Source organism: Halolamina pelagica (assembly GCF_001307315.1).
Taxonomy (GTDB): domain Archaea; phylum Halobacteriota; class Halobacteria; order Halobacteriales; family Haloferacaceae; genus Halolamina; species Halolamina pelagica_B.
In genome coordinates, this window is sequence record NZ_LGUC01000001.1 from 2,387,440 (window position 1) to 2,413,093 (window position 25,654).

The 25,654-nt window shown below is 68.8% G+C and carries 27 protein-coding genes and 2 pseudogenes; 14 read left to right on the forward strand and 15 right to left on the reverse strand.

What is annotated here, in order from left to right; translation table 11 throughout:
* Positions 1 to 22: 22 nt before the first annotated feature.
* Positions 23 to 802, forward strand: a complete 780-nt coding sequence (locus SY89_RS12415) for an MBL fold metallo-hydrolase (protein ID WP_054584454.1) — start codon at positions 23 to 25, stop codon at positions 800 to 802.
* A gap of 13 nt (positions 803 to 815) precedes the next feature.
* On the opposite strand, the gene SY89_RS12420 is transcribed toward SY89_RS12415, so the two are convergent.
* Complete coding sequence (locus SY89_RS12420) at positions 816 to 1,349, reverse strand: Rrf2 family transcriptional regulator (RefSeq protein ID WP_054584455.1); 534 nt, start codon at positions 1,347 to 1,349, stop codon at positions 816 to 818.
* Positions 1,350 to 1,476: 127 nt separating this feature from the next.
* Here SY89_RS12420 and SY89_RS12425 point away from each other — a divergent pair, with 127 nt between their 5' ends.
* Positions 1,477 to 2,478: an NAD-dependent epimerase/dehydratase family protein gene (locus SY89_RS12425; protein WP_342764366.1), complete on the forward strand. Its 1,002-nt coding sequence runs from the start codon at positions 1,477 to 1,479 to the stop codon at positions 2,476 to 2,478.
* Between the two features lie 109 nt (positions 2,479 to 2,587).
* On the opposite strand, the gene SY89_RS17350 is transcribed toward SY89_RS12425, so the two are convergent.
* Together SY89_RS17350 and SY89_RS12430 are read right to left on the reverse strand one after the other, a co-directional pair.
* Positions 2,588 to 2,728 carry a hypothetical protein gene (locus SY89_RS17350; RefSeq protein ID WP_166623299.1) on the reverse strand — a complete coding sequence of 47 codons (141 nt, stop codon included), beginning with the start codon at positions 2,726 to 2,728 and terminating at the stop codon, positions 2,588 to 2,590.
* Positions 2,729 to 2,752: 24 nt separating this feature from the next.
* The gene (locus tag SY89_RS12430; RefSeq protein ID WP_054584456.1) at positions 2,753 to 3,241 is read right to left on the reverse strand and encodes a type II toxin-antitoxin system death-on-curing family toxin; all 489 of its coding nucleotides are present in this window, start codon (positions 3,239 to 3,241) and stop codon (positions 2,753 to 2,755) included.
* A 199-nt stretch (positions 3,242 to 3,440) separates the two neighbouring features.
* On the opposite strand from SY89_RS12430, the gene SY89_RS12435 reads away from it, so the two are divergent.
* Positions 3,441 to 4,181 carry a ribonuclease H-like domain-containing protein gene (locus tag SY89_RS12435; protein ID WP_054584724.1) on the forward strand — a complete coding sequence of 247 codons (741 nt, stop codon included), beginning with the start codon at positions 3,441 to 3,443 and terminating at the stop codon, positions 4,179 to 4,181.
* A 121-nt stretch (positions 4,182 to 4,302) separates the two neighbouring features.
* The gene (locus SY89_RS12440; protein ID WP_054584457.1) at positions 4,303 to 4,554 is read left to right on the forward strand and encodes a hypothetical protein; all 252 of its coding nucleotides are present in this window, start codon (positions 4,303 to 4,305) and stop codon (positions 4,552 to 4,554) included.
* A 13-nt stretch (positions 4,555 to 4,567) separates the two neighbouring features.
* On the opposite strand, the gene SY89_RS12445 is transcribed toward SY89_RS12440, so the two are convergent.
* On the reverse strand, positions 4,568 to 4,771 hold the full coding sequence (locus tag SY89_RS12445; RefSeq protein WP_054584458.1) for a DUF5800 family protein: 204 nt from the start codon (positions 4,769 to 4,771) through the stop codon (positions 4,568 to 4,570).
* Between the two features lie 169 nt (positions 4,772 to 4,940).
* Between SY89_RS12445 and SY89_RS12450 the strand changes: the two genes are divergently transcribed.
* Genes SY89_RS12450 through SY89_RS12465 form a run of 4 tightly spaced genes read left to right on the forward strand, consistent with a single transcriptional unit; the run spans position 4,941 to position 8,051 of the window.
* On the forward strand, positions 4,941 to 5,825 hold the full coding sequence (locus SY89_RS12450) for a polymer-forming cytoskeletal protein (RefSeq protein ID WP_054584459.1): 885 nt from the start codon (positions 4,941 to 4,943) through the stop codon (positions 5,823 to 5,825).
* A 57-nt stretch (positions 5,826 to 5,882) separates the two neighbouring features.
* Positions 5,883 to 7,064, forward strand: a complete 1,182-nt coding sequence (locus tag SY89_RS12455) for a redox-regulated ATPase YchF (protein ID WP_054584460.1) — start codon at positions 5,883 to 5,885, stop codon at positions 7,062 to 7,064.
* On the forward strand, positions 7,061 to 7,489 hold the full coding sequence (locus SY89_RS12460) for a ParB N-terminal domain-containing protein (RefSeq protein WP_054584461.1): 429 nt from the start codon (positions 7,061 to 7,063) through the stop codon (positions 7,487 to 7,489). Before SY89_RS12455 ends, SY89_RS12460 begins: the two co-directional genes overlap by 4 nt.
* A gap of 46 nt (positions 7,490 to 7,535) precedes the next feature.
* Positions 7,536 to 8,051: a hypothetical protein gene (locus SY89_RS12465; RefSeq protein WP_054584462.1), complete on the forward strand. Its 516-nt coding sequence runs from the start codon at positions 7,536 to 7,538 to the stop codon at positions 8,049 to 8,051.
* A 20-nt stretch (positions 8,052 to 8,071) separates the two neighbouring features.
* Here SY89_RS12465 and SY89_RS12470 read toward each other — a convergent pair.
* Positions 8,072 to 9,018, reverse strand: a pseudogene (locus SY89_RS12470) (HhH-GPD family protein).
* 96 nt (positions 9,019 to 9,114) lie between these two features.
* The gene (aspS, locus tag SY89_RS12475; protein WP_054584463.1) at positions 9,115 to 10,419 is read right to left on the reverse strand and encodes an aspartate--tRNA(Asn) ligase; all 1,305 of its coding nucleotides are present in this window, start codon (positions 10,417 to 10,419) and stop codon (positions 9,115 to 9,117) included.
* A gap of 370 nt (positions 10,420 to 10,789) precedes the next feature.
* Between aspS and SY89_RS12480 the strand changes: the two genes are divergently transcribed.
* The 3 genes from SY89_RS12480 (at position 10,790) to SY89_RS12485 (ending at position 13,746) form a co-directional block, all read left to right on the forward strand.
* Positions 10,790 to 12,424, forward strand: a complete 1,635-nt coding sequence (locus SY89_RS12480) for an MMPL family transporter (protein ID WP_144427218.1) — start codon at positions 10,790 to 10,792, stop codon at positions 12,422 to 12,424.
* Between the two features lie 5 nt (positions 12,425 to 12,429).
* Entirely contained in the window at positions 12,430 to 13,299 is an 870-nt protein-coding gene (locus tag SY89_RS16710; protein WP_239685664.1) for an MMPL family transporter, read from the forward strand.
* Positions 13,300 to 13,425: 126 nt separating this feature from the next.
* A complete protein-coding gene (locus SY89_RS12485; RefSeq protein WP_054584464.1) occupies positions 13,426 to 13,746 on the forward strand; it encodes a hypothetical protein in 321 nt (106 codons plus the stop codon).
* 137 nt (positions 13,747 to 13,883) lie between these two features.
* On the opposite strand, the gene SY89_RS12490 is transcribed toward SY89_RS12485, so the two are convergent.
* Together SY89_RS12490 and SY89_RS12495 are read right to left on the reverse strand one after the other, a co-directional pair.
* Positions 13,884 to 15,221 (reverse strand): aminotransferase class III-fold pyridoxal phosphate-dependent enzyme, encoded by a 1,338-nt coding sequence (locus tag SY89_RS12490; protein ID WP_054584465.1) that lies wholly within the window; start codon positions 15,219 to 15,221, stop codon positions 13,884 to 13,886.
* 41 nt (positions 15,222 to 15,262) lie between these two features.
* Positions 15,263 to 16,564, reverse strand: a complete 1,302-nt coding sequence (locus tag SY89_RS12495; protein WP_054584466.1) for an MgtC/SapB family protein — start codon at positions 16,562 to 16,564, stop codon at positions 15,263 to 15,265.
* A 96-nt stretch (positions 16,565 to 16,660) separates the two neighbouring features.
* Here SY89_RS12495 and SY89_RS12500 point away from each other — a divergent pair, with 96 nt between their 5' ends.
* Positions 16,661 to 17,893 (forward strand): AI-2E family transporter, encoded by a 1,233-nt coding sequence (locus SY89_RS12500; RefSeq protein WP_054584467.1) that lies wholly within the window; start codon positions 16,661 to 16,663, stop codon positions 17,891 to 17,893.
* On the opposite strand, the gene SY89_RS12505 is transcribed toward SY89_RS12500, so the two are convergent.
* The 4 genes from SY89_RS12505 to SY89_RS12515 all read right to left on the reverse strand — a co-directional run bounded on the left by SY89_RS12505 (position 17,890) and on the right by SY89_RS12515 (position 20,353).
* Positions 17,890 to 18,168: a PadR family transcriptional regulator gene (locus SY89_RS12505; protein WP_054584468.1), complete on the reverse strand. Its 279-nt coding sequence runs from the start codon at positions 18,166 to 18,168 to the stop codon at positions 17,890 to 17,892. The two genes, SY89_RS12500 and SY89_RS12505, sit on opposite strands and share 4 nt — an antisense overlap.
* Positions 18,169 to 18,488: 320 nt before the next feature.
* Positions 18,489 to 18,635, reverse strand: a complete 147-nt coding sequence (locus tag SY89_RS17355; RefSeq protein ID WP_189319164.1) for a hypothetical protein — start codon at positions 18,633 to 18,635, stop codon at positions 18,489 to 18,491.
* Between the two features lie 63 nt (positions 18,636 to 18,698).
* Complete coding sequence (locus tag SY89_RS12510; RefSeq protein ID WP_054584469.1) at positions 18,699 to 19,613, reverse strand: DUF1028 domain-containing protein; 915 nt, start codon at positions 19,611 to 19,613, stop codon at positions 18,699 to 18,701.
* A 77-nt stretch (positions 19,614 to 19,690) separates the two neighbouring features.
* Positions 19,691 to 20,353 (reverse strand): DUF7528 family protein, encoded by a 663-nt coding sequence (locus tag SY89_RS12515; protein WP_321163910.1) that lies wholly within the window; start codon positions 20,351 to 20,353, stop codon positions 19,691 to 19,693.
* A 6-nt stretch (positions 20,354 to 20,359) separates the two neighbouring features.
* Here SY89_RS12515 and SY89_RS12520 point away from each other — a divergent pair, with 6 nt between their 5' ends.
* Both SY89_RS12520 and SY89_RS12525 read left to right on the forward strand, forming a co-directional pair.
* Entirely contained in the window at positions 20,360 to 21,097 is a 738-nt protein-coding gene (locus tag SY89_RS12520) for a DUF7117 family protein (protein ID WP_054584470.1), read from the forward strand.
* A 178-nt stretch (positions 21,098 to 21,275) separates the two neighbouring features.
* Entirely contained in the window at positions 21,276 to 21,722 is a 447-nt protein-coding gene (locus SY89_RS12525; RefSeq protein ID WP_054584471.1) for a universal stress protein, read from the forward strand.
* A 9-nt stretch (positions 21,723 to 21,731) separates the two neighbouring features.
* Here the strand turns inward: SY89_RS12525 and SY89_RS12530 are convergent, their stop codons facing one another.
* From SY89_RS12530 to glyA, 3 genes and pseudogenes are all read right to left on the reverse strand, one after another.
* Positions 21,732 to 22,649 (reverse strand): bifunctional 5,10-methylenetetrahydrofolate dehydrogenase/5,10-methenyltetrahydrofolate cyclohydrolase, encoded by a 918-nt coding sequence (locus SY89_RS12530; protein ID WP_080506701.1) that lies wholly within the window; start codon positions 22,647 to 22,649, stop codon positions 21,732 to 21,734.
* An 88-nt stretch (positions 22,650 to 22,737) separates the two neighbouring features.
* Positions 22,738 to 24,126 (reverse strand): sensor histidine kinase, encoded by a 1,389-nt coding sequence (locus SY89_RS12535; protein ID WP_054584472.1) that lies wholly within the window; start codon positions 24,124 to 24,126, stop codon positions 22,738 to 22,740.
* A gap of 123 nt (positions 24,127 to 24,249) precedes the next feature.
* A pseudogene (gene glyA, locus SY89_RS12540) lies at positions 24,250 to 25,495 on the reverse strand (serine hydroxymethyltransferase).
* Between the last annotated feature and the right edge of the window lie 159 nt (positions 25,496 to 25,654).

Below are 25,654 nucleotides of genomic sequence, written 5' to 3' on the forward strand. Positions count from 1 at the left end.
GGCCCCCGCCCAACCTCCGCGTATGACTGTCCGCCACGACGGCCTGGAGGTGACGTGGTTCGGCTACGCGACCACGCGTATCGAGACCGAGGGCGGCTTCGTCGCGTATCTCGACCCCGGACGCTACGGCGTGCTGACCGGCGAGTGGACGCCGCCGGGCGGCGGGAACCCGAAGGCGGCCGCCCACCCACGGGCGACTAACTACCGGCCAGCGGACGCCGACCTGGTCTGTGTGACCCACGACCACCACTACGACGCCGACGGGATCCGCCGCGTCGCGAACGAGGAGACGACGGTCGTCGTCTACGACGCCGTTGACCCCGCGGGGATCGATCGCGACGTGGCTCCCGTCTCGGACCTACCGGGCGAGATCGTCCGAATCGGCGAGGAAGCCCACCTCGCGGTCGACGGCGTCGATGGCGGCGCCGACATCTGGTCGGTGCCCGCGTACAACGAGCCGGACGGCCCCCGCGCCGACCCGGACGGCACCGTCAGCCACCCCAAGGGATCCGGCGTCGGCTACCGCCTCGCGCTCGGGGGCACGTCGGTGTTCTGGCCGGGCGATAGCGACGCCCTCGACGCGTTCGCGGAGCTGTCGGTGTCGCTGTTCCTCGCCAACATCGCCGGCACCGTCGTCAGCAGCGCCGCTGAGTCGGCGGAGCTGGCCGAGCGGATGGACCCCGATCTGGTGCTCCCGGTTCACTACAACACGATCGAGATACTGCAGGCCGACTCGGGGGCGTTCGCCCGGGACGTTGCCAAGCGAGGGGTTCCAGTGGTGCTCGACGAACGGGAAGGGTAACGCGGACGACGGCTCAGTGCGCGGTCTCGCCGGCCGGCGCCGCCATCGACTCGATCTCGAGGATCAACACGTTCGCCGTGGCGTCCTTGCCGTCGACGGTCCCCTCGACGACCAGCGCCGACAGCGGGGTCGGGCCGGCCCGCACGTGATCACCCTCGTGGAACGACTTGACCGAGCCGCGCAGGTGTAGCTCCGCCCGGCAGAGGTCGGGATTGTGGACGCTGCTGAGCCGGATCTCCTCGACGTTGACGCCGGGCATCTCCTCGCCCTCGTGAGTGAGCGGCACCGACGCCGGCTCCTCCATCTGCTGGACGTCGAGCGCGTCGAAGGCGTTGGTCGTCGGCTTGTAGCCGCCCTTCGGCCCGGGGACGCCCTCGACCAACTGGAGCGCTTTGAGGCTCTGCATCTGGTTCCGGATCGTGCCGGGGTTGCGCCCCACCTCATCGGCGATCGTCTCGCCCTTTACTGCGGACTCCGCCTCCCCGTGGAGGTTGACGAGCGCCCGGAGAATCGTGCGCTGGCTGGCTGTTAGCTCGATCGAAGACATTTGTTGGCTGATTACCCATGGGAGTACATAAACCTGCGGCCGACTCCGATAAACTTGGAGGGAGTTTCGAACAATACGCAAGAGAACTGCCGTATTCGTTCAAAAATCGGCTCCAGCCCGGACAGACGTGGGTATCGCCGAACGACAGGCCTTTGACGCCGCCGGGAAGAGCACCGGACATGAACGGCAAGCGCGTGCTGGTCACCGGTGGCGCGGGGTTCATCGGCTCGAACCTCTCGAACCATCTCGCGACCGACAACGACGTGATCGCGCTGGACAACTGCTACCTCGGCACCCCGAGAACCTCGACGACGACGTTCGGTTCGTCGAGGCGGACGTACTGGACGACGAGCTGCCGACCGACGTGGACGCCGTGTTCCACCTCGCGGCGCTCTCCTCCCGGCAGATGCTGGAGGAGCACCCCCGACAGGGCGCACGGGTCAACATCGAGGGGTTCGTCAACGTCGTCGAACAGGCGATGGACGACAGCTGTGACACGTTCGTCTACGCCTCGACCTCCTCGATCTACGGCAGTCAGGAGGAGCCCTGTACCGAGGAGATGCCCGTGGAGGCGTCGACGGGGTACGACGCGTCGATGATGGGCCGGGAGCGCTACGCGGAGTACTACTCGGACTTCCACGACCTCACGCTGGCCGGCATGCGGTTTTTCTCCGTCTACCAGGGGTACGGCGGCAACGAGGAGCACAAGGGCGAGTACGCCAACACCATCGCACAGTTCGCCGACGCCATCGCCGACGGCGAGTCGCCGGTGCTCTGGGGCGACGGCAGCCAGACCCGGGACTTCACCCACGTCGACGACATCGTCCGCGGCCTCGAACTCGCCGCCGAGGAGGAGCTCGACGGCGTCTACAACCTCGGCGTCGGCGATCCGTACACGTTCAACGAGATGGTCGACATGATCAACGAGGAGCTGGGCACCGACATCGATCCCGTCTACGAGCCGGTCCCCCTCGACAACTACGTCTACCACACCCACGCCGACCCCGCGAAGTTCAAGCAGGCCACGGGCTGGGAGCCCGAGGTGGGCTTCGAGGAGGGTGTGAGCCGGGTGTGTGCGGCGTACGAGCAGACCGAGGACGAGCAGGAACGCGAGCGACTCCGGGAGTAGCGCTCCCCGTCGCGCGGAGCGCCGACTTTATCACCGACAACCGACCCACTCAGAGCATGCGCGTCGAGAACTCCCTCATCCGCAGCCCGGCGAACTGCCCGGGCAGTGGCTACTCGTCTTCGAGCGCGTCGTAGACATCGCGGTTCTCGTCGCGGTCGGCAGCTGCGACCCGGCGGACGAGCTCCTGTCTGATGTCCGCCATTACCTCGTCGAGTGGGGACTCTGGCTCGACTCCTTCTTCCGTCGCCATAGCCGATGTAGCGCACGTATGCTGTTAATCGTTCGGGTCGTCCCGGCTGCCCGTGAGTTCGTCGACGCCGAACTGAAGGAGGTCCTCACGCCAGTTCTCGATCTCGGCGGCGAGATCCAGTTGTTCAGTGTGTGACTGGAGGTACTCGATGGCGATTGACTCGTCTACGGCCGCCTCGTCGACGGCGAACCGCTTGAGGAACGAGCGGATTTCGTGGTCGTAAGTGAACCGGTAGCCGTTGAGGAAGTAGAAGACGCTCGTCGTGTTCAGCGCCGTTCGCTTGTTGGCGTCGACGAACGGGTGGTTGGCGACGAGCAGTCGGAGCAGGTGGAACGCCTTCTCGTGGATCCCCTCCGGCGCTTCACCGAAACTTCCACTCTCGACGTAGTCGAGGGCGAACTCGATGTCGCCCCGGTTTCGAACCCCTCTATCGGTCTCGGGGTACTCCGAGACGATGTCCTCGTGGATGTCGACGACATCCCCGACGGAAGGGTACCACAGCGAGTCGACCATTCAGTTCAGCATGAACAGCGAGGGGAGGAAACTGTTGTCGTTGCCACCCGGCCATGGCGGAGCGTTCAGGCAGCCCTCACTGACCCGGGCAATCCGCAGGCTTTTCTCCGCGTTTGGCATAGCCGTCGATGAACGCTTCACGGAGCCGCTCGCGGCACCCCGATCTCTCAAACCCACCATGTCCGAACAACGTACGAACATCGGTATCGAGAACTCCTTCATCCCCGTCCGCGGCGTCGGCGAGGCCACCGAGCGCCGCCTCTGGTCCGAGGACATCACCCACTGGGACGACTTCCACCCGAGCGCGGTCGGCGCGAAAACCGGCGACCGGATCAGCGACTTCATCGACGAGGCTCGACCCCGCCTCGACGCCGGCGACGCCGCCTTCTTCGACCAGGCGTTCCCGAGCGGCGAACGATGGCGCCTCTACGAGAACTTCCGGGAGTCAGCCTGCTTCTTCGACATCGAGACGACCGGGCTCGACCACGACCGCAACGAGGTGACCACCGTCTCGTTCCACTGCGACGGCGAGACGACGACACTCGTCAACGGCGACGACCTGACCGCCGAGAACGTCCGCGCCCAGTTCGACGACGCCGACCTGCTGGTGACGTTCAACGGGAAGCGCTTCGACGTGCCGTTCCTCGAGACGTCCTTCGGGCTCGACGTGAACACCCCCCACCTCGACCTGCTGTACACCTGCAAGAAGCTCGATCTCTCGGGCGGGCTGAAGCCGATCGAGCAGGAGATCGGGATCGAGCGCGACCGGCCGGACATCTCCGGGCGGGACGCCGTCCGCCTCTGGAAGGAACACGAACGCGGGGAGGACGGCTCGCTGGAGACGCTGATCTCCTACAACCGCGAGGACGCCGTCAACCTCCGGACGCTGGCCGACGAGGCGACCGAACGGCTGGATCGGCGCACGTTCGTCGACGGGTAGCCCGACGCCGGCTTACGACCCGCGGTGTCGCCCTATCACCGCACAGCGCCCCGACGCAACGCCCGTTCCGCCGCGGCTCGCTCCCCCGGACTTTTGTACGATCCGACAGAGTGCCGCAGGTATGGGAGACGACGGCGACGACCGGCCCAGCGGCGACGACGACGACGCCCGACGACGAACCGCCGGCGACTCCGGCGACGACAAAACCGTTCCCCGCGTGGATCTGGAACTGCAGGAGCTCTCAGTCACGGTTACGGGGCGCTCGAACGACGACCTCGAGGCCGTCGAGGAGAGCGCCCGCGACCTGATGGGGTACCTCGTCGCGGAAGCCGGCGAACTCGAAGAGGACCACGACGAGTACGGACTGAGCTGATCGGGCTCCGGCCTCAGACCGACTGGACGATGTCGCCGATCCGCCGCGGTTCGCCCGAGATGCTCGGGTTCTCCTCGACGATCTTCAGCACCTCGTGGTCGGTCACGTCCGGGTAGGACTTCTCGGTCGCCTCCTCGATCAGCGCCTTCTCCAGTCGGAACTCCGTCCCCTCGTAGACGACGTCGACGCCCTCGTCGTCGAACGATAATGCGGTCATGCGTCACCGTACGGATTCGTCGTGGTTAACCCCACGCTTCCGGTACCGCCGCCCCGCGTCAGACCCCCCGATCTGGCCCGCGCATTCGTCGATGACACGAGGAGAACTGTCGGGTTGCAGATATATGTCTGACGGAGCCTTTTACCTGTAGCGACCCTCTAACAGCAGTATGTCGCTCCGACAGGACCCGCTCGACGAGCTGACCATCCCCAGCGGCACCGTGGTCGAGGAACACGACCTGGTGACCGAGAGCGACGTGCTGGTCGGTGGGCAGTCGACCGTCGAGTTCGGGGTCCGCGGTCGCTCGGTCGCGGCCGGTGAACGGAGCAGCTTCGGCGGCCACATCGAGGCCCAAAACGACTGTCGGCTGGACATGTGGACCGACGTGGACGGCGACGTGCTCGTCGGCGAGGACGCCTACCTCGGCGAGCGCGCCCGGATCGGCGGCCAGCTGATGGTCTCGGGCGATCTGGACATCGGCGACGACGTGGAGATCGAGGAGGGGTTCGAGGCCAACGGCTGGATCACGATCCGGAACCCGATGCCGACACTGGTGTTCTACTTCATCGTGCTCTCCCAGCTCCTCCGCTTGGGCGAGGAAGAGGCCGCCGACGACCTGGCGTACGCGCTGGCCGACGGCGGCGAGGCCGAGCAGGAACCGTTGGTAATCCCCCGCGGCTCGTCGGTGTCCGACGACGCGTGGCGCGTCTCGACGCCCGCGAGCATCGGCTCGGAGTGTCGGCTCCACGGCAACATCCGCGCGACCGAGGTCACGATCGACGAGCGCTCCGAGCTGTTCGGCAGCGTCCGCGCCCGCGGCGACGTGCATCTCCACGCCGGCAGCGTGATCCACGGCGACGTGACCACCCGCGACGGCGCCGTCACCATCGACGCCGGCGCGAGCGTCCGCGGGGACGTGTCCTCGGTCGACCTGCGGGTCCACGAGCGCGCGAACGTCGAGGGGACGCTGCGCGCCGACGGCGAGATCCAGTTGGTGCAGTCCGACGACTCGGCCGCGCCGGAAGACCCACAGCAGCGGACCCCCGATTTCTGACGCGAGCGGGTCGACCGAAAGGCAGTTGGCGCCGTCCGCTGAACCCACGCCCAACGAATGCTCTCGGTCGCGCTCGCCGGCAAACCCAACGCCGGCAAGTCAACGTTCTTCAAAGCCGCCACGATGGCGGAGGTCGACGTGGGGAACTACCCCTTCACCACCATCGACCCGAACCGCGGGGTCAGCCACGTCCGCACCGAGTGTCCCTGTCTCGACCGCGACGAGCGCTGTGACAGCGACAACTGCCGCGACGGCAAGCGCTACGTCCCGGTCGAGCTGCTGGACGTGGCGGGGCTCGTCCCCGGCGCCCACGAGGGGCGGGGGCTCGGCAACCAGTTCCTCGACGCGCTGACCGACGCCGACGTGATCCTCAACGTCGTCGACGCCGCCGGCGCGACCGACGCGGAGGGCGAACCCGTCGAAGTGGGCACGTACGACCCCACCGAGGAAGCCACCTTCATCGAGGAGGAGATGGACCGCTGGCTGGCGGGCATCGTCGACCGCAACTGGGAGTCCGTCGAGCGCAAGTCCCGCTCGCCGGACTTCGACATCGACGAGGCGCTGCACGACCTGCTGACCGGGTTCGGCGCCGACGAGTACGACGTGACCACGACCCTCCGCGGGATGGCGTACCCCGACAACCCCCGGGACTGGACCGACGACCACCGCGAGACGCTGGCGACGGATCTCCGCGCCCGCACGAAGCCGATCGTCCTCGTCGCCAACAAAGTCGACATCGCCCCCGCGGAGAACGTCGAGGCGCTGCGGGAGATCGACAAACCCGTCGTCCCCTGCACCGCCGACGGCGAGCTCGCCCTCCGCAACGGCGCCGAAGCGGGGATCGTCGACTACGACCCCGGCGACGCCGACTTCGAGATCCTCGGCGAACTGAGCGAGAGCCAACAGCAGGGGCTCGAAACGATCCGGGAGACGATGGCCGAACACGGCGGCACGGGCGTCCAACAGGCGTTGAACGAGGCCGTCTACGGCCTGCTCGACCGGATCACCGCCTACCCCGTCCAGAACGAGTCGAAGTGGACCGACGGCACGGGCAGCGTCCTGCCAGACGCCTTCCTGCTCCCACGGGGGTCGACCCCGAAGGACCTCGCCTACGCCGTCCACTCCGACATCGGCGACGGCTACGTCCACGCCGTCGACGCCCGCGCGGGCCGGCGCATCGGCGAGGACCACGAACTCGAAGAGGGCGACGTGATCAAGATCGTCTCCACCGCGTCGTGACTGGGGGGCAAGCCGAACAGCGACCGCTCGCCGACCTCCACCCGAGCCAGCTGCTCGTGAGCGCCGAGAAGCTCCGCGGCGTGCTCGACTGGTTGGACGCGGACGATCCCGACCCGGAGCCGCTGCCGTATCTGGAGCCCGTCGAGGATGTAGGGCTCGATCCGGGAACGGTCGACTCGGGCCGGGTCGTGCTCGCGGACGGCCACACCCGCGCGCTCGCGGCGGCGCTCTCGGGCGCCGAGACGGTGCCGGTCGTCCGCGATCCCGACAGGGATGACCTGTCGATGGATATCTACAGGGCGTGTCTCGGCTGGTGTGTCGAGGCGGGCGTTCGACGCCCCGGCGACCTCGTCGGCCGGGTCGTGAGCGACGACCGGTTCCGGGCCGAGTGGGTCGAGCGGTGTCAGGCGCTCGCCGGGGACTGAGCGCGACCCAAAAACGCTATTCCGCCGACCCCCTACCGGACCCACAGTGGTTGGCGACTTCCGCACTCACGACGGCCGCTGCATCGTCGCCGAGGACCGCCTCCGCATCCTTTCAGGCGAGCGAGGCCCGCTCGGGACGCTTCGCGACGCGCTGACCGACGAGGGGATCCCGCCGATCCGTCGGGCGGGCGTGGCGCTGTTTCTGGTCGCCGTGCTCGTCGGTGTCGTCCTCGCGGTCCGGACGCTCCCGGCGTGGCTCTCCGGCGGCGCCGCCGGCCTGCTGCTCGCGTGGGCGGTGTGGACGCGGCTCCGCGGCGGGAACCCGGAGCGAGAAGTGGTGATCCCCTTCGAGACGGTCGAGAGCGTCGAACCGGAGTACGGCCTCCCGCTCGTGACCCGCCCGCGGTTCGTGGTCCGCCACCGCTCGGAGGGTGGCGTGAAGCAGCGCTACGTGCTCACCCCCTCGCGGCTGTACGGCTTCGGCGCCTACGAGCGCGGAAAGGAGCTGTTCGCGGCGCAGGGACTGATCGAAGGGTCGTCCACGGACGGACACGAGGAGTAACCGACGGCGTCGGGAGCGAGCTACCGCAGTCGCGCGACGCGCTCGCCGTTGGCCTCCGCCACCTCGACCAGGCCGTCGTCTGCCAGATCGTCGAGCAGCCCCTCCAGCCACTCCCGACCGTGCTCGCCGTCGGGGGCGTAGTCGACCCGGATTCGGTGGCCGAGGTCGTCGAGCCCAACCTCGTCGCCGTCGCCCAACACGCGGACGATCCGCCCGCGGAACTGCCGGCGTGAGCCCTCGAAGCTCGGCTGGGTTGGCACGTCCGGCGCGGTGAAGTCGCCGCTCTGGTAGGCGTCACACCACTCGCGCCACGGACAGCCGGCCTCGTCGCAGGCGGGTGATTTCGTGCAGGCGACGCCGCCCAGTTCCATGATCGCGTTGTTCCAGACCCGCGACTCCCCGGCGGGCATCAGCGTCCGCGCCGCCGCCTCGAACGCGTCGTCGTCGTCCGGGACGTCGAACGCGCGGTAGGTGACGCGCTCGACGTTCGTGTCGACGACCGCGTTCCCGTTGTTGAACGCGAACGACGCGACCGCGTTGGCGGTGTACGGGCCGACGCCCATCAGGCTCTCCAGCGCCGCCGGCTCCGGGGGTACTCGCCGCCGTAGTCGTCGACGACCTGTCCGGCCGCCTCGTGGAGGTACTTCGCGCGGTTGTTGTAGCCCAGCGAGTGGTCGGTCCAGAACGCGACGACCTCGCTGCGGTCGGCGGCCGCGAGCGCGTCGACGGTCGGCCAGCGGTCGCGGAAATCCTCCCACGCCGCGACGACCCGATCGAGCTGGGTCTGCTGGCTCATCACCTCGCTGACGTGGATCTCGTAGGCGTCGTCGGTCTGGCGCCACGGGAACGGCCGGTGGTCGGCCTCGTACCACGCGATCAGCGCCTCGCGGACGGCGTCGAGATCGAGGTCCGCCGGGAGCGGGACCGCGTCGGCGGCCGCATCGTCGCCGGCGTCGGCGTCGGTCATGCTCTGGGCTGGGGACCGGCGTCGGTAAAACGGCGCGGTCGCGCCCGGCGCGAAGAAAGGGTGTTCAGTGGGCAGTACGGCAGTCGCCGGGGGCGTTCAGGGTTCGAGTCGGTCGGGGTCGCGCGGGAAGAGGATGGCCTCCTTGACGTTGTCGAGGTCGGCCAACCCCTTCACGAGGCGGTCGATGCCGAGGCCGTAGCCGCCGTGGGGCGGCGCGCCGTAGCGGAACGCGTCGAGGTAGAACTCGAAGTTGTCGGGGTCGACGCCCTGTTCCTCCATCACCTCGACCAGGCGGTCGATGTCGTGCTCACGCTGACCGCCCGAGGAGAGCTCCTCGCCACGGTAGATGAGGTCGAACTTCCGGGAGGCGATGTCGTCGCCTTCGACGCCCTGTTTGTAGTAGAACTTCTCCTCGGGGTAGCCGACGACGAACACCGCGGGGTGGCCCTGCTCCGCGAAGTGCTCGCCCAGCAGGCGCTCGCCCTTCGTGTCGAGGTCCGTCGGGTCGTCCGGGAAGTGGCCGAACTCCTCCTCGAGGATGTCGAGCGCCTCGTCGAAGGTCAGGCGCGGGAACGGCTCCTCGGGGAGCACCGGATCGGCGTCGAGCAGTTCGAGTTCGCGCCCCGCGTTCTCCTGGACCGCCTCGATGGCCGCACGCAGGGACTCCTCCTGGACGTCCATCACGTCGTGGTGGTCCTCGATGTAGCCCAGCTCCACGTCGAACATCGCGATCTCGGAGACGTGCCGCGAGGTGGCGAACTCCTCGGCGCGGAACGCGTGGCCCACCTCGAACAGGCGGTCGAAGCCCGCGGCGACGAGCAGCTGTTTGTAGAGCTGCGGGCTCTGGGAGAGGTACGCCTCCTTGTCGTAGTAGACGACCGGGAACAGGTCGGCGCCGCCCTCGGCGCCGGCCGTCGAGAGGGCGGGGGTGTCGACCTCCTCGAACTCTTCGTCGTAGAAGTACTGCTTCATCGCCTCCATCGCCTTCGAGCGCAGCGAGAACACGGCCCGGGTCTCCGGGTCGCGCACGTCGAGGTGGCGGTTGTCCAGCCGCGTCGAGAGGTCGGCGTCGACGTCCTTTGACACCTCGAGGGTGGGGGCCTCCTTCGCCTCGCTCACGACGGTCAGCTCCGTGGGGACGAGTTCGACGCCGCCCGGCGCCTGGTCGGTCTCGGAGACCTCGCCGCCGAGTTGGATCACCGTCTCGCGGTCCAGCGCCTCGGCCTCGGCGAACAGTTCTGGCTCGCGGTCCTCCTTGAACACGGCCTGCATCGTCCCGGTCCGGTCGCGGACCATGACGAACAGGATCCCGCCGAGGTCACGGGTGTCGTGGACGTGGCCCGCGATGGTCGTCGTCTCGTCGTCGGCCGATACGTCGTCGATGTAGGTTCGTTCGAGCATGTGTGTGGTGGTTGCCGGCGAAGCCGGCGGATGTCGGTTAGTGGGCGTGCTGGTCGGTCGGGGTTCGGACGGCCGGGCGATGGTCGGAGAACGAAGTGGTGCACCTGCTCACGCAGGCGCATTGTTCGCGGCGGCGGACGACCGGTAGCCGACCCGCTGGCGGTGGCGCAGCGTCGCGGGACGACTGGCCGTCATGGGTGGTTGTCGGTGGTCCGTCGCCGAGCAAAACCGTTTCGGTCGCGTTCGCTCGGAACGCCGTCGGCGCGCCGGGGAGCGTTCGACTATTTAACGTTTGTGCACGTGTTTCGGTTCAGCAGTTCGGCGCCCATTTATACACGGTCGGTGGCCGAAGCGTCTCTCACACCGAACGATGGCACGAGACAAACTGTCGGCGGTCGTCGGCGCGGTTACGAACCACACCCGCATCACGCTGCTCGTGATGCTCCTCCTGTCTGGGGTGGTGGTGGCCGGGGTCACCCAACTCGACACCGAGAGCCAGGCCGGCGCCGACGCCGAGGCGTTCGAAGACGTCGAGCGCATCCAGAAAGCAGAGTACGTACAGAACCAGTTCGGCGGCGCCGACGAGGAGCCCGAACGCAGCTTCGAGATGGTGTACGTCCGCGACGACGACGGGAACGTCCTCTCGAAGGAGTCGCTCCTCGCCGGCCTGCGGTACCAACGGGCGATCCGCGAGAACGAGACGGTCAGCGCCGCCCTGCACGAGGACGGCGTCACGGGCCTGTCGAACCTCGTCGCCAAGCGCGCCGCCGGCAGCCAGAACGCCAGCCTGGACGAACAGGTCCGGGCGCTCTCGGCGGCGACGCCCGCCGAAGTGGAGCGACTGGTCGAACGGACGCTCGCGAACGACCCGCGGGCGCTCCGGTATCTCCCGGCCGACCACGAGCCGAGTGAGACGACTGCGACCGACCGGCGGATGCTCGTCGCGCTCGACGCCGACGCGGCCAACGACACGGTCGACAACGCGACGGCCGCACTGTACCGGAGCGCGGACGGGCGCGCCGGCGGCTTCTTCGTCCTGAACGCGGCCGCCTGGGACGACTACAGCAGCCACTTCTTCGGGGAGATGGTCGAGCTGGTGGTCCCCGCCGCGCTGGCGTTCATCCTCGTCGTGCTCGGGTTCGCCTACCGCGATCTCGTCGACGTCGTCGTCGGCATGGTCGGCGTCGTCCTCTCGGTGCTGTGGATGTTCGGCCTGCTCGGCTGGCTGGGCGTCGCCGCCGGCACCACCAGCATCATCCCGGTGGTGCTCGTCGCCGGCCTGAGCATCGACTACGGGTTCCACGTGTTCAACCGCTACCGCGAACAGCGCGGGAAAGCGGAGGGGATCCGCGAGCCGATGCGCCGGGGCGTCACCCTCGTCGCCACGGCGCTGGTGCTCGTCACGGTCACCGCGGCGATCGGGTTCCTCGCGAACCTCTCGAACCCGCTGGCGCTCATCCGTAATCTCGGCGTCGCGATCACGCTGGGCGTCGCCTCCGCGCTGCTCATCTTCGTCACCGTCGTGCCCGCGCTGAAGGTCGGCATCGACGGCCTGCTCGAACGCGCCGGGGTCGACCGCCACAAACAGGCACTCGGCCACGGGCGCTACCTCCGGCCGCTGCTCGCCAAATCCGTCACGCTCGCGCGCCGCGGCGCGCCGGTCGTGCTGGTCCTCGCGCTCGTCGTCGGCAGCGCCGGCGGGGTGGCGTGGATGGACTTAGACGAGGAGAGCTACCAACAGAGCGACGGCGACGTCGCCGAGTGGAAGACACAACTCCCGGACCCCGTCGGCTGGGAGAGCCACCCGGTCGCCGAACAGAGCAAGCACGTCGAAGCGGTGTACCAGCCCGCGAGTGCGGACGCCGCGGTCCAGGAGCGCATCCTCGTCGAGGGCGCCGTCACGGACGACGACGCACTCGAAGCGCTCCGGGACGGCGTCGAGTACGTCGAGGGCACGGAGCTACTGGTCGAGGACACGGACGCCGCCGCCGTCCGCTCCCCGTGACGGCGATGCACGCCGTCGCCGCCCGGAACGACTCGTTCGCGGCCGTTCTCGAGGACGCCGACACCGACGGCAACGGCGTCCCCGACCGGAACCTCGAGCGCGTGTACGACGCCTTCTACGCCGCGGACAGCGAGGTCGCCAGCCGCGTCGTCGGCCGCGACGGCGACGAGTACGAGTCGCTGCTCGTGACGCTGTCGCTCGACGCCGACTACGCCGACGCCGACAGCGTCGTCAGCCAGTTGGCCGACGGCGCCGACCGCATGGAAGGCGACGACCGGACAGCGACCGTCACCGGGAGCTTCGCCATCAACGAAGCGGTCCTCGACGAAGTCGTGGGCGGCATCCTCAGCACGATGGTGCTCGCGCTCGCGGCGATCGTCCTGACGCTCGCGGCCGTGTTCAGGTACATGCACGGCAGCGCGACGCTGGGGCTGGTCGTCTCGGTGCCCATCGCGCTGGTACTCGGCCTGGTCATCGGCGGGATGTACCTCCTGTCGATCCCGCTGACGCTGCTGACCGCGCTGCTGATGAGCCTCGTCATCGGCCTCGGCGTCGACTACAACATCCACGTCGGCGACCGCTTCGCCGACGAACGCCGCGCCGGCGCGGGCACGTTCGAGGCGCTCGACGCCGCCGTCACCGGGACCGGCGGCGCACTGCTCGGCAGCACGCTCACCTCCGCGGGCGCGTTCGCGACCATCACGCTCGTCCCGCACCCCCAACTGCGGAGCTTCGGCGCCATCGTCGTCATCGCGATGACGACGGCGTTCGCCGTGAGCGTGCTCGTCCTGCCGAGCATGCTCGCCCTCTGGGACCGCTACGTCCCCGCCAGCGTGGTGACCACAGCCGACCCGACGCCGGTGCCACAGGACTGACCACGGCCCCGGAACGGGACGTTCGCGCTGCCGAGGGTCGCTGGCGTCGAGAGCCGCCCCTCAGCGCTCGCCAGTCACCGCCGGCCGATGCACAAACGGTATTCGCGTCCCACCGTACCACCGACCATGAGCCTCGACGACCTCGACGAGAACGTGACCGCGAACTACACCGCGATCGGCGAGGAGACGACCGTCGACCTCGACCCCGAGACGCGGAACGAACTCGCGATGCTGTCGGCGGCGATGGGTACCGACACCGAGGAACTGCTCCGCCGCGGCGTCCACGCGCTGTTCCAACAGGCGATCCAGAGCGGTAACCTCGACTTCCACCTGCGCAGCGGCTACGACGTGACTTACGACGAGTATCTCGCCGGCGCGACCTACGAGGAGATGACCGGCGCCGACCAGTACCCCGAGCGCGACGACGAACGGCGCTACCAGATGTAGGCCGCCGGTGTGCCGCGGGGCCCCACTCGACGGTCACCGGAACAGCTCTGGTTCCGGTTGGGAGCGGAGAGCGCCGCTCGCGGGGGAGCTCTGCGTTTTCCCGCAGGCTGCGACGGCAGAAGGGGAGCCGCTACCGCTCAGTTCTCGGCCTCGATGGCCTCGATGAACAGCTCGGCGCCGAGTTCGATCTCGCGCTCGGTCACGTCCATCGGCGGCAGCACGCGGATCGTCTTCTTGCCGCAGGCGAGCAGCAGCAGGCCGCGCGCGAACGCCGCGTCGACGATGTCGTCACGCAGCGCCTTCGACTCGAAGTCGAGGCCGAGCATCAGGCCCTTCCCCCGCACGCTGGTGACGCCGTCGAGGTCGGCGTCGCGCATGAGCTCCTGGAACTGCTGGCCGCGCCGGGTCGCGTTCTCGAGCAGGTCGTACTCCTCAATGGCGTCGATGGTGAACGCGCCCTTCGCGGCGGCGAGGTAGTCGCCGGCACCCCACGTCGAGGAGAGTCGACCCGTCTCCTCGGGGAAGATTTCCGTGTCCGAGATGGTCGCCCCCACGCGCATCCCCTTCGCGGAGGTGATCACGTCCGGGTCGAAGGGGTAGTGCTCGGAGGCCCACCACTCGCCGGTCCGGCCCAGGCCCGCCTGGATCTCGTCGGCGATCAGGGTGATGTCGTACTTCTCGGTGACCTCGGCCACGTCGCGGGCGAACGCCTCGCTGGGGAAGCGGTAGCCACCTTCGCCCTGGATCGGCTCCATCATCAGGAACGCGACCTCCTCGGGGTTGACGTGGCCCGTCTTGGGATCGAGTTTCGCACTGAGCGCCGACTCCTCGCCCCGGAAGTAGCCACACTCACAGCCCGACGGCGCGTCCTCGCACGAACAGAACGGGAAGTCGTGGACCGACGCGATCTCCGGGAAGCGCCGTCGGTACACCTCCTTCGAGCGGTTGAGCGACAGCGCGCCCAGTGTCCGCCCGTGGAAGGCGCCCTCGAAGGTGAGCGCGTACTTCCCGAGTGGGTTGTTGTCGTAGGAGATCTTCATCGCGTTCTCGACGGCTTCGGCGCCGGAGTTCGAGAGGAACACCGTGTCCATGTCGAACGACGACGAGATATCGGTGATGCGGTCCATCAGTCCGGCCGCGCCGGGCATCCCCTCGCCCGGCGAGCGTCCGTCCGAGGCGTAGAAGTCCTGGCCCGCGATCTTCACCGGGTCGGTCAGCTCGAACTCCGCGAGCGGCTCCATGATCTTCGGGTTGTTGTAGCCGAGCGGCGCCGCGGCGACGTGGCTCGTGAAGTCCATCAGCACGTTGCCGTCGACGTCGGTACAGAACGGCCCCTCGGCGGGCGCGGTGTGGTCCCAGACGAACTCGTAGACGTACGTGCTGGGCGCTGAGAACTCGTGGTGGTAGTCAACCCACTCCGTCGCTCGGTCGCCGGGGAGGTCAGTGACCTCCGGCTCGACAGAATCCCGGTCCATGCCTAGGGGAATATGGCTGCTTTTGTTAAGCTGACGGTCGGTCAGAACCCCTGCCCGAGCAGCATCGCCGCCGCCGCGACCAGCGCGGTCACGACCAGTAGCAGCACCGACCAGACCGTCACCGAGCGGCCGAACTGCCGCGGCCCGGACAGCGTCAGCCCCGCCTTGACTGCGACGCTCGACGCCGAGGCGAGGAGGACCGCGATCACGGCGGGGCCGCCGGCGACGCCGCCGCCGATGTACAGAAGCGTCGCCGACGTGGTCGCGCCCGCCGAGGAGACCAGCCCCGAGATCGCCGCGCTGACGTACAGCCCCGCGGTGCCGAAGCGGGCCTGGGCGAACGCCGAGCCGACGAGGATCACCGCGAACACGCCGCCGAACGCGAGCGCGTTCCGCAGGGAGAAGGGGCTCTCCAGATCAACCTCCAGCGTCGCGTCCCAGTCGGCGGTCAGCGCGGCCGCGCCGACGCTCGCGAGCACCAGCGCGCCCAACGGCGCCGCCGCGGCGACGAGCACGGGCACCCCCGACGTGAGCGTGAAGAAGAGCACGATCGCGAGGTTGCGACTCGCCATCGCGGCGTCGGCCAACAGGACGGCGGCGACGGCGTACTCCGTCACCGAGCTGCGCTGGCGGACGTGATCCAGCATCGAGCCGACGACCGCCGTCGACGACGCCAGTCCGCCGAAGAAGCCGGTGATCGCGACCCCGCGGCCGCCGTAGCTGCGGACCAGCGCGTAGTTGGCGATCCCGATCCCCGCGACGGTGACGACCATCAGCCACGCCACCCGCGGCGGGAAGCCGACGCCGAACAGCGACACCGACTCCGCCGGCAGCAGCGGGTAGATCACGAACGCGAGGACGGCGAACTCCGTCGCCGACCGGAGCTCCTCGCGGTCGAGCCCGCCCGCGAAGGAGTGCAGCTCCCGTTTGAGCACCAGCAGCGCCGAGGAGATGACGGCCACCGTCACCCCCTCGATCACCAGCCCCGCCGCAGTCAGCGCGCCGACGCCGTAGGCGACGAACATCGACACGCTGGTCGTCAGCGAGAGCGACGCGTCGGCGGCGCCGCCCTGTAGCTCCCGGACCGCGAGCAGGCTGCCCATCAGCAGGACCAACAGCCCGCCGACCGCCAGCAGCGCCCCGGCGGCGTCGACGCGCTGGGCCAGGAGCGTCGTCGACGCCCCCGACAGCGTCAGCAGCGAGAACGTCCGCACCCCCGCGGACTTCTCGGACCACTCGCGCTCCAGGCCGAGGAACAGCCCCAACGCGCCCGCGATGGTGAGTCGAACCACCGGCTCCGAGAGGGGTGCGGCGAACAGCGCGTCGGCCTGTAGCGGCGGCATGGGTCGCTACGTGCCGGCCTCCGGCTATATAAGTATGGGCCGGCGCGATCGACAGCACCCCCACACGCTTATACTCGCGCCGACACCTCTCGGGGTATGGACCTCTCGGAGGTCGACAAAGGGCGACTGCTGTGGGGCGCGTTCGGCCTCGTCCTCGCTGGGGCACTGACGTTCGTCGCGTACTCCTTCGTCGGCACCCTCGTGTTCGGCCTCTTCGTCTACTACGCCACGCGACCGATCTACCGCCAGCTTCGGCGCGCACTCGACAGCCCCAGTCTCGCGGCGGGCGTGTCGCTGTTCGCGCTCGTGCTCCCGGCGCTGATGCTGGTCGCGTACGCGATTACGATCGTCCTCCAGGAGCTCGATAAGTACGCACACAGCACCACGGTCGACATCGATCAGTTGGGTATCGACCCGGCGCTGATCGACCGTGTCGCCGACCCCGAACGGCTGCTACAGGACGGCGTCGCCGAGATGGTGGCCGGTGCGGATCTCTCGCAGGTGCTACAGTCCGTCGAGTCAGCGTTCGGCACCGTCGCCGTGCTGGGAATCGCTGGCGTCCACCTGTTCGTGATGCTGGCGATGGCGTTCTACCTGCTCCGCGAGGATCACCGGCTCGCCCGGTGGTTCTTACGGCACTTCGACGACGACGAGGGCACCGTCCGGAGCTTCGCCACTGCGGTGGATCGGGACTTCAACTCCATCTTCTTCGGCAACATCCTCAACGCGATTTTGACCGGCACGATCGGCGTGATCGCCTACTCGGTGCTGAACGTGTTCGCCCCGCCGGGCATCTCGATCCCGGCGGCCGCGCTGGTGGGGATGCTCGCCGGCATCGCGAGCTTGATCCCTGTCGTGGGGATGAAGCTCGTCTACTTCCCCGTCGCGTTGCTGCTGCTCGTACAGTCGCTGCTCACGGGCACGGCCGGCGGGCTGGCGTTCGTGATCGCGTTCGCCGTCATCTCGTTCGTCATCGTCGACACCATCCCGGACCTGGTGCTCCGGCCGTACGTCTCCGGGCGGTCGCTCCACGTCGGCGCGCTGATGCTCGCGTACACGCTGGGGCCGCTGCTGTTCGGCTGGTACGGAATCTTCCTGATGCCGATGCTGTTGGTGTTCGTGGTCCACTTCTCGCGCATCGTCCTCCCGGAGCTCGTCGACGGGTCGCCGATCAAACCGTACGCGATCGACCCCAGCTACGGCACGGTCGAGAGCGGGGACGACGAGCGTGTGGAGGGCGAGGCCGGGGGAGCCGAACCCGTGGAGGGCGAAAACGGGGCGACGGGGGCGGACGGGTCACCGGACTCAGCGCCGCAGGGACAGGGTTAGTCGACGTCGACGTACTGCGCCTCCCACTCCCGCCGAGCCTCGATCTCGCGACTGCCACGCCGGGTCAGCGTGTAGTAGTTCGTCCGTCGGTCCCGTTGCCCTTTCTCTACCAGCCCCTTCTCGACCAGGGTGTCGAGGTTCGGGTAGAGCCGGCCGTGGTGGATCTCTGACTCGTAGTACCCCTCCAGCTCCTCTTTGATCGCGAGCCCGTGGGGCTCGTCTTTCCCGGCGATCACGTAGAGCAGGTCGCGCTGGAACCCGGTGAGATCGTGCATGTGAATGTGTCACCATTGTTTTGGAACGGTCATAAAGATTGCGCAAATTCTGCCGGTTTCGGCCGTAGACGCCCACGCCACGACGGGTTTCTCCTGCCCGGGTCCGATCTGTCTGGGCGACATATCGGCGCGACGAACGATCGGCGGGCGACGTAGCCGTGGCTGTGTCGGGTGAAAACGAAGGCGCCGGGCGGAACAGAAAACGTTCGCGCCCGGCGCCGAAACGGTCCCCGCTGACGCTTCGGCCCTCCAGACGAAGCGTCATCGACACTTGCCTATCGGCCCCTTAAACGTAGCGTTGCTCGCAGACCGACACGTCCTCAGATGTGCTCCTCCTCGAGCACCCAGCCCAGGGCTCGTTTGTAGTACGTGAACATCTCTCGGACGGACTCGTGGTTCATCTCCTCGCTGTCGAGCTGTTCCTGCAGGAACTCGTACTGCTCTCTGATCTCCGATTCGTCGCGCATAGGCGCCGTTGGGCCCGCGGGCGCTTGGGCGTGACGGCGCCCCCGGAGCACATCCCCGTTCCGCTACTTCCGCTCCAGTCGCTGCAGCCCGTGCCAGATGGCGTCGACCATGCGCTCCTCGCCGGCGCCGTCGGCGTCGTCCCAGCCGCGAGCGAGCGCATCCTCGATCACCGCAAGCGAGTGGTTCTCGAAGTTGTTCATCCCGCGGAACGCCTCCAGCGCCTCGGTCTGTGGGTCGCCGAAGGCGGTGACGGCCTCCGCGTCGCGCTCGTCGAGATGGCCGAGCGCGGCCAACGTCTCCGCCACGGCCGCTGCGGTCTCGCCGGTCAGCTCCCGGAGCTCGTCGGGCTCCTCGCGGGCGAGCAGCGTCACGTCGTACAGCTTGAACACCCGCCGGAGCTCCCGAATCGGCGTCTCGTGGTCGTCGACGCGCACGTCGATCCAGCGGTCGTTCCCGCCGTCGTAGCCGCCCTCGGGCTTGACGACGTACATCGCCGCGGCCTGCTTGCCGCGGCTGTCGCCGCCGGCCTCGTCGCCGGCTTCCAGCGCCGCGAGCAGGCGTTCGGGCAGGCCGCCCTCGGCGGTCTCGAACGTCTCGGCCATCGCCGTCACCGTCTCCTCGTTCTCGAGAATGTTCCCCTGGACGGTGTAGTTCTCGCCCTGTACGTCGAGTGCGGTGTCGAAGCAGTCCTCGCCGGTGAAGCCGGCGACGGAGCCGTCGGCGCCCACGACGCCGACCTGGCGGCGCTCGGCCTCGTCGTCCGCCTCGGTCAGTCGCTCGATCGTCTCCTCGGCGGTGAGTCCGTTCCGGAGGTGGTCGAGCCCGTCGGCGCCGTAGGCGACGTTCGCGAAGCTCTGGGTGGCGATGGCGCCCGCCTCGGCGTCCGCGAAGGGGACGACCGAGCCGACGCTGACGAACTTCGACTGCACCGCGACGCCGATCGCATCTCCCTCCGTCGCGACGATGGAGAACGTCATACACCACGGCTGGGCGGGCGGCGAGAAAAGCGTTGACGCCGCGGCAGTCGGCGTGATCGTCGGCCCGCGGTGGCTGTTCAGTGCGTCGACGCCACCTCCGACTCGTCCACGCGCGATCGACGCGGGGCATCCCCCGCGGCGGCCGCTGTCTTCTCCGCGGTCAATGGCTGCTGGGCGACCAGTTCGCAGTCGAACCCGGGGTGTTCGGCGAAGTGGCGGACGAGCAGGTGCCGGCGGGTGCCCGAGACAGCCACCGCGTCGCCGGTGGCCGCGGCGTCGCCGACCGCTGTCGCGTCGAATCGCTCGGGGAGTCGATCGTACAGGCGTTCCAACGCCCGGAAGTCCCGGAACTGCTTGGCGTTGCCGTCGGAGTCCGCGTTCGCCCGAGCGACCACGTAGCTACCGTCCGGTCGGTGTTCGCCCACCGTTCGGACGAACTCCTGCCGGCCCGTCAGCGCCGCCGTCAGTTCGTCACGGAGCCGCCTCGCCTGCTCGCGGGAGAGTCGGTGCTCGCCGTCCGGCAGCGTCAGAACCAGTCCGTCGCCGTCGGCCGTCTCAGCGCCGACCGATTTCTCGATCAGCCGCCTGCTGACGGCTTCCTCTATCCTCGAGGGATGTCGGGTAAGACATCGTGAACCGGCGTAGGGCGACCGCCCACTTATCGCTGACGGGCGGGTGCCAGCGACCCGCAGGCGCCCGATCGGCCGACCACCGCCGTTTTGCCGCCGGCGCCCACACACCGAGCCATGAAGATCCGCGGCGAGCGCGAGTGCAAGAACTGCGGCACGCGCTGGTCCTACTACGAGACGGGCGAGACGGCCTGTCCCGACTGCGGGAGCCTCCGGAGCGTCGCGGTCGACGACGAACGGCGACGCCACACCGACAGCCCCGCCGAGATCGACCTCACGCCCCACCGGAGCGCGATCGGCGACGGCGCCGAACTCGCCGCCGTCGCCGAGGACGTCGAAGCCGACTGTCGGGCGTACCTCCGCAAGCGAGGCTTCATCCGCGGGGGCGAGCTGCTGCCGCTCGACGACACGTTCCTCACGATCCAGGAGCTTCGGGCGGCGCTGGCCGACTACCGCCGCGCCGAGCGCGTCGGCGGTGACCGCAGCATCGACGATCGAGACGCCGTGGAGGGCTACCTCCTCGACCTCCTGCGGGGCGCCGACAGCGGGGAGCGCCCCGCGCCCGGCGACGTGCCCGACGCGTTTGCGCCCGCCCGAGGGCTCGCGTACGCGACGGCCATCGAGGCCTACCGCGACGACGTGGCCACGTACCTCGACGACGCCCCCGACGAGGACGCACGGCGGCTGCTCGGCCGGATCCGGGACCAGGAGAAACGACTCAGCGCGCTCGGTGGCGATCTCCCGCCCGAAACGGTCGAGTCGCTCGTCCGCGCCTGCCGGGACCTGGCACGGTATCTCGACGGCGAGGAGGGAGCGCTCGCGACCGCGCGTCAGCGGCTCGACGACCTCGACTGAGACCGGGCGAACGTTGAAGTCCGATAGCGCGACCAGTCGGCGTATGGTCTGAGAAGCCGCCGATCGGGCACCTCGCGGGAGCGCGGCGCACGCTCGGTCGGGTAACCTGCGCCGCCTGTTCGCCATGTGGTAGCACGTTTTCACCCAGTTTTATCCCCTGACCTGCATATGGGCGGGTATGGAACACGCACTCGCTGTCGTGGGACCCGAGGAAGTAGCGAAAGATCTGATTCGAGAGGCCGGCGAGCTCGCGGCGGGCGTCGACGCCCGCCTCACGCTGCTGTGTGTCGTCAGCGAGGAGGAGTACGCCGACGAGCGGGAGGCGCTGGAGGCGATCCCGGAGGCCGACGTGAGCTACTCCGTCGGGCAGGCGCTCGAGGGCGCCCGGAGCTTCGCGAACGACATCGGCATCGAGATGCTGGAGGACGTCGACATCGAGTACGAGACCGCCGGCGCCGTCGGCGACCGGGCCGAGACCGTGCTGCAGGGCGCGGAGAACCACGGCTGTGACCACGTGTTCATGACGGGCGAACGCCGGTCGCCGACCGGGAAGGCGATCTTTGGCGACGTGACCCAGCGCGTGATTCTCGACTTCGAAGGGCCCGTGACGGTCGTTACCGCCTAAAAACCGCTGTCACTCCGTTTCGAGCTCGACGTCCGCCTGTCGAGCCGCAGCCTGTACCGTGTTCTTGAGCAGCATCGCCCGGGTCATCGGTCCGACACCGCCGGGGACGGGCGTGATGGCGTCGACGACCTGCGAGGCGCTCTCGTAGTCCACGTCGCCGATCAGTTTCCGATCGTCACCCTCGCCGACCGCGTTGATGCCCACGTCGATCACTGTCGACCCCGAGGAGAGCATCTCGCCGGTGACGAGTTCGGGCACGCCCGCGGCGACGACCACCACGTCCGCGCGGGCCGTGTGCGCCGCGAGGTCGTCGGTCTTCGAGTGACAGACCGTCACCGTCGCGTCCGCGTCGTCGCCGCGGTTGAGCAGGAGGTTCGCCAGCGGCTTCCCCACTAGCTCCGAGCGCCCGACGACGACCACGTCCGCGCCGGGGAGCTCCACACCGGCCTCGACCAGCAGCCGCTGGATCCCCAGCGGCGTGCAGGGGACGAATCGCGGGTCGCCAGTGACGAGTCGGCCGACGTTCTCGGGGTGGAACCCGTCGACGTCCTTCGCCGGGTCGACGCGGCGCAGCGCCGCCGGCTCGTCGACGCTGTCGGTCAGCGGTCGCTGGATCAGGATCCCGTCGATAGCCGGATCGTCGTTGAGCTCCTCGATCGTCTCGAACAGCTCCGACTGCGGCGCGTCGGTGTCGAGTTCGACGTGCCGGCTCTCGATCCCCACGTCCGCGCAGTCGCGCTGCTTCATCCGGACGTACGTCTCGCTCGCGGGATCGTCGCTCATCAACACGGTCGCCAGCCCCGGCGTTACCCCCGCCGACTGGAGGCGTTCGACCGTCTCGGCGACCGTCTCGCGTACCTGCGCGGCGACCGCCTCGCCGTCGATTACGTCGGCGCGGTCAGCCCGCCGCTTGATGGCCTCGCTCACGGTTCAAGCGGCGGGCTGAGCGCACTTCAACCCTCGGATACGTGCATAGATAGGCTCCGGGGAAGGAGTGAGTACACAGGAACGTGTATTACTCCCCGGTCGCCCGGCGGATTCGCAGTCGGACGACGGTCCGGTCGTCCCGGCGATCGAAGCCGACGTCGCCGCCGACCGATTCGACGGCCCACCGGACGAGCCACAGGCCGAGCCCGCTGCCGTGCTGTAGCTGGGTGATGTCCCGGGTGCCGGTGACGGCTGCGCGTTCGGCCTCCGGAATGCCGGGCCCGTCGTCGATCACGAGCAGGTCGACCCACTCCTCGGGCGCCGCGTCGTACGGCTCGGCCCGGAGTTCGACGGTCGGCGTGTCACTGCCGTGGACCACGGCGTTCTCGACCAGCTCCTCCAGCGCGAGCCGCAGGTCCGACGTGGCCAACACGGCCAGATCGGCGTCGTCGGCCGCAGCGTCGATCGTCGCCCGGGGGAACCGATCGCGGGCGTCGTCGGCAACAGAGTCCAGCAGCTTCGGGAGTTCGGTCCGCGACCGCTCGTCCACCGGGTTCTCGATGATCCGACGGATCCGCTTGGCGGTGTTGCTGAGGCCGATCAGGCGGTCGGCGGCCTGGATGAGCGAGGTCGCTTCCTCCTCGATCACGGGGTCGTCGGTCCGGTCGATCACGTTCTCGGCCCGGCCGATCACCACGCCGAGATCGTTCCGAAGGTTGTGCCGGAGGAGCCGGTCGAGCACCTTCACGTGACGCTCTCGGCGCTCGATCTCCGTCACGTCGGTGTAGATGCCGAACGCTCTGACGGTGCCGTTCTCGGCGTAGGGGATCCCGCGGAACAGGAACGTCCGCGCGCCGTTTGCGGTCTCCCGGCGGACTTTCGCTCCGGTCACCTCACCCTCCCGGACCTGCTCGTTGATCTCTTCGGGCGGCGTGTTTCCGGCGACCGCCTCCCCGGGCGAGGTCAGCACTTCGTCGATCCGGCAGCCGGCGATCGCCCCGCGGTCGCAGTCGAACACCTCGCTGAAGGCGTCGTTCGCCGCGCGGATCACGGGCCCCTCGCCGACGTGCTCGGCGTCGACAACCGGGTCTGGGAGGTTCTCGAACAGCGTCCACAGCCGCTCGTGCTCCCGACGGATATCCGCCGTCTCGTCGCTCTCACGCAGGTTCCCATCCATCGCCCCGCTGCCATCGGAGACGACGGGAGCGTCGGTGGCTCGGGCCACGGAGAGCTGCTCGTCGAGCGCATCGACACCCCAGGCCGTGGCATCCTGGGGCAGGACGAAGTCGGCACCGGCCGCCGCGGCCACCCCGTCGGCCGTCGTGGTGGCGGGACAGTACGCGATCGGCGTCTCGGCGACCGTCGCACGCAGTCGGTCGAAATCGACGCCGGTGTCGTCGCCGACGAGGATCGCGACCGACGCCGCAGTGGTCGCGGCAGCGACGCCGTCCCCGGATTCGTCGTCCGAACCGTCCACCCGTGTCGATCCGCGAGACGGGTGACGACGGACGGTGGGTCAGACGACCCGATCCAGCGGAGGCTCTGACTCATCTACTGTCTCCAGTGGGTCCCGGTAAATAAAGGCGTCCGCTCTGTATCGCTACTCGTAAAGTGGGTGTTTCTCGGTCAGTTCGTCGACCGTCTCGGAGACGGCGGCCAGCACCGCCTCGTCCTCGGGCGCGTCGACCACGTCGGCGATGCAGTCGGCGACGGTCCGGCAGTCGCTGGCGGTGAACCCCCGCGTGGTGATCGCGGGCGTCCCGACGCGGATCCCGGAGGGGTTGAACGGCGAGCGCGTCTCGCCGGGCACCGTGTTGGCGTTGAGGACGATGCCGGTCTCCTCCAGCGCCCCCTCGACGTCCTTCCCGGTGGTGTCGGGTGGGACGGCCGGAGGTCCGCGAGCACGAGATGGGTGTCGGTGCCGCCCGAAACGAGGTCGAGCCCGCGCTCACGGAGTCGCTCCGCCATCGCTTCGGCGTTGGTCACGACCCGCGCGGCGTACTCCTCGAACTCGGGGGTGAGCGCCTCCTTGAAGCCGACGGCCTTGCCGGCGATGTTGTGCATCAGCGGGCCGCCCTGCATCCCCGGGATGACCGCCTTGTCGACGGCCTCGGCCCACTCCTCGCCACACATCACCATCCCGCCGCGGCCGGCACGGATGGTTTTGTGCGTGGAACCGGTGACGAAGTCGGCGATCCCGACCGGCGAATCGTGTTCACCCGCGGCAACGAGCCCGGTGATGTGGGCGATGTCCGCGAGATGAAGCGCGTCGACGGCCGCCGCGGCCGACTGGATGCGCTCCCACTCGACCTCGCGGGGGTAGGCGGAGTAGCCCGAGACGATCATGTCGGGGTCGAACTGCTCGGCCTGCTCGCGGAGCCCCTCGTAGTCGACGTAGCCCGTCTCGTCGTCGCACTCGTAATGCTGCACCTCGAAGTGCTCGCCGACGAAGTTCGCGTGGTGGCCGTGGCTGAGGTGGCCGCCGTGGGTCAGATCGAGACTCAGAATCTTGTCGCCGGGCTCCAGCGCGGCGATGTACACCGCCATGTTAGCCTGCGAGCCGGAGTGGGGCTGGACGTTGACGTGTTCGGCGCCCCAGAGCTCCTTCGCGCGGTCGATCGCCAACTCCTCGACGGTGTCGGCGTGTTCACAGCCGCCGTAGTAGCGCTGGCCGGGGTAGCCCTCGGCGTACTTGTTGGTGAGCGTGCTGCCCTGGGCGTCCATCACGGCCTCGGAGACGTGGTTCTCGCTGGCGATGAGCGTGAGCGTGTCCCGCTGCCGGTCGGTCTCGGCTTCGAGCGCGTCGGCGATCTCGGGGTCGACCCCCGGACGTGGTCGTGCTGCATACCCACACCGCGGACCACTTCCGGGTTAAGCCTGACTGTCGGCGTCCCACGTTGCTGGTGTATCGGTCCGCGCGAGCCGTGACACCAGGGGGCGAAGCGACGCGGATCCCGGCGGTTTCACCATCATCGGCAGGGGCAGGAGCGATCGCCGGTCGATTT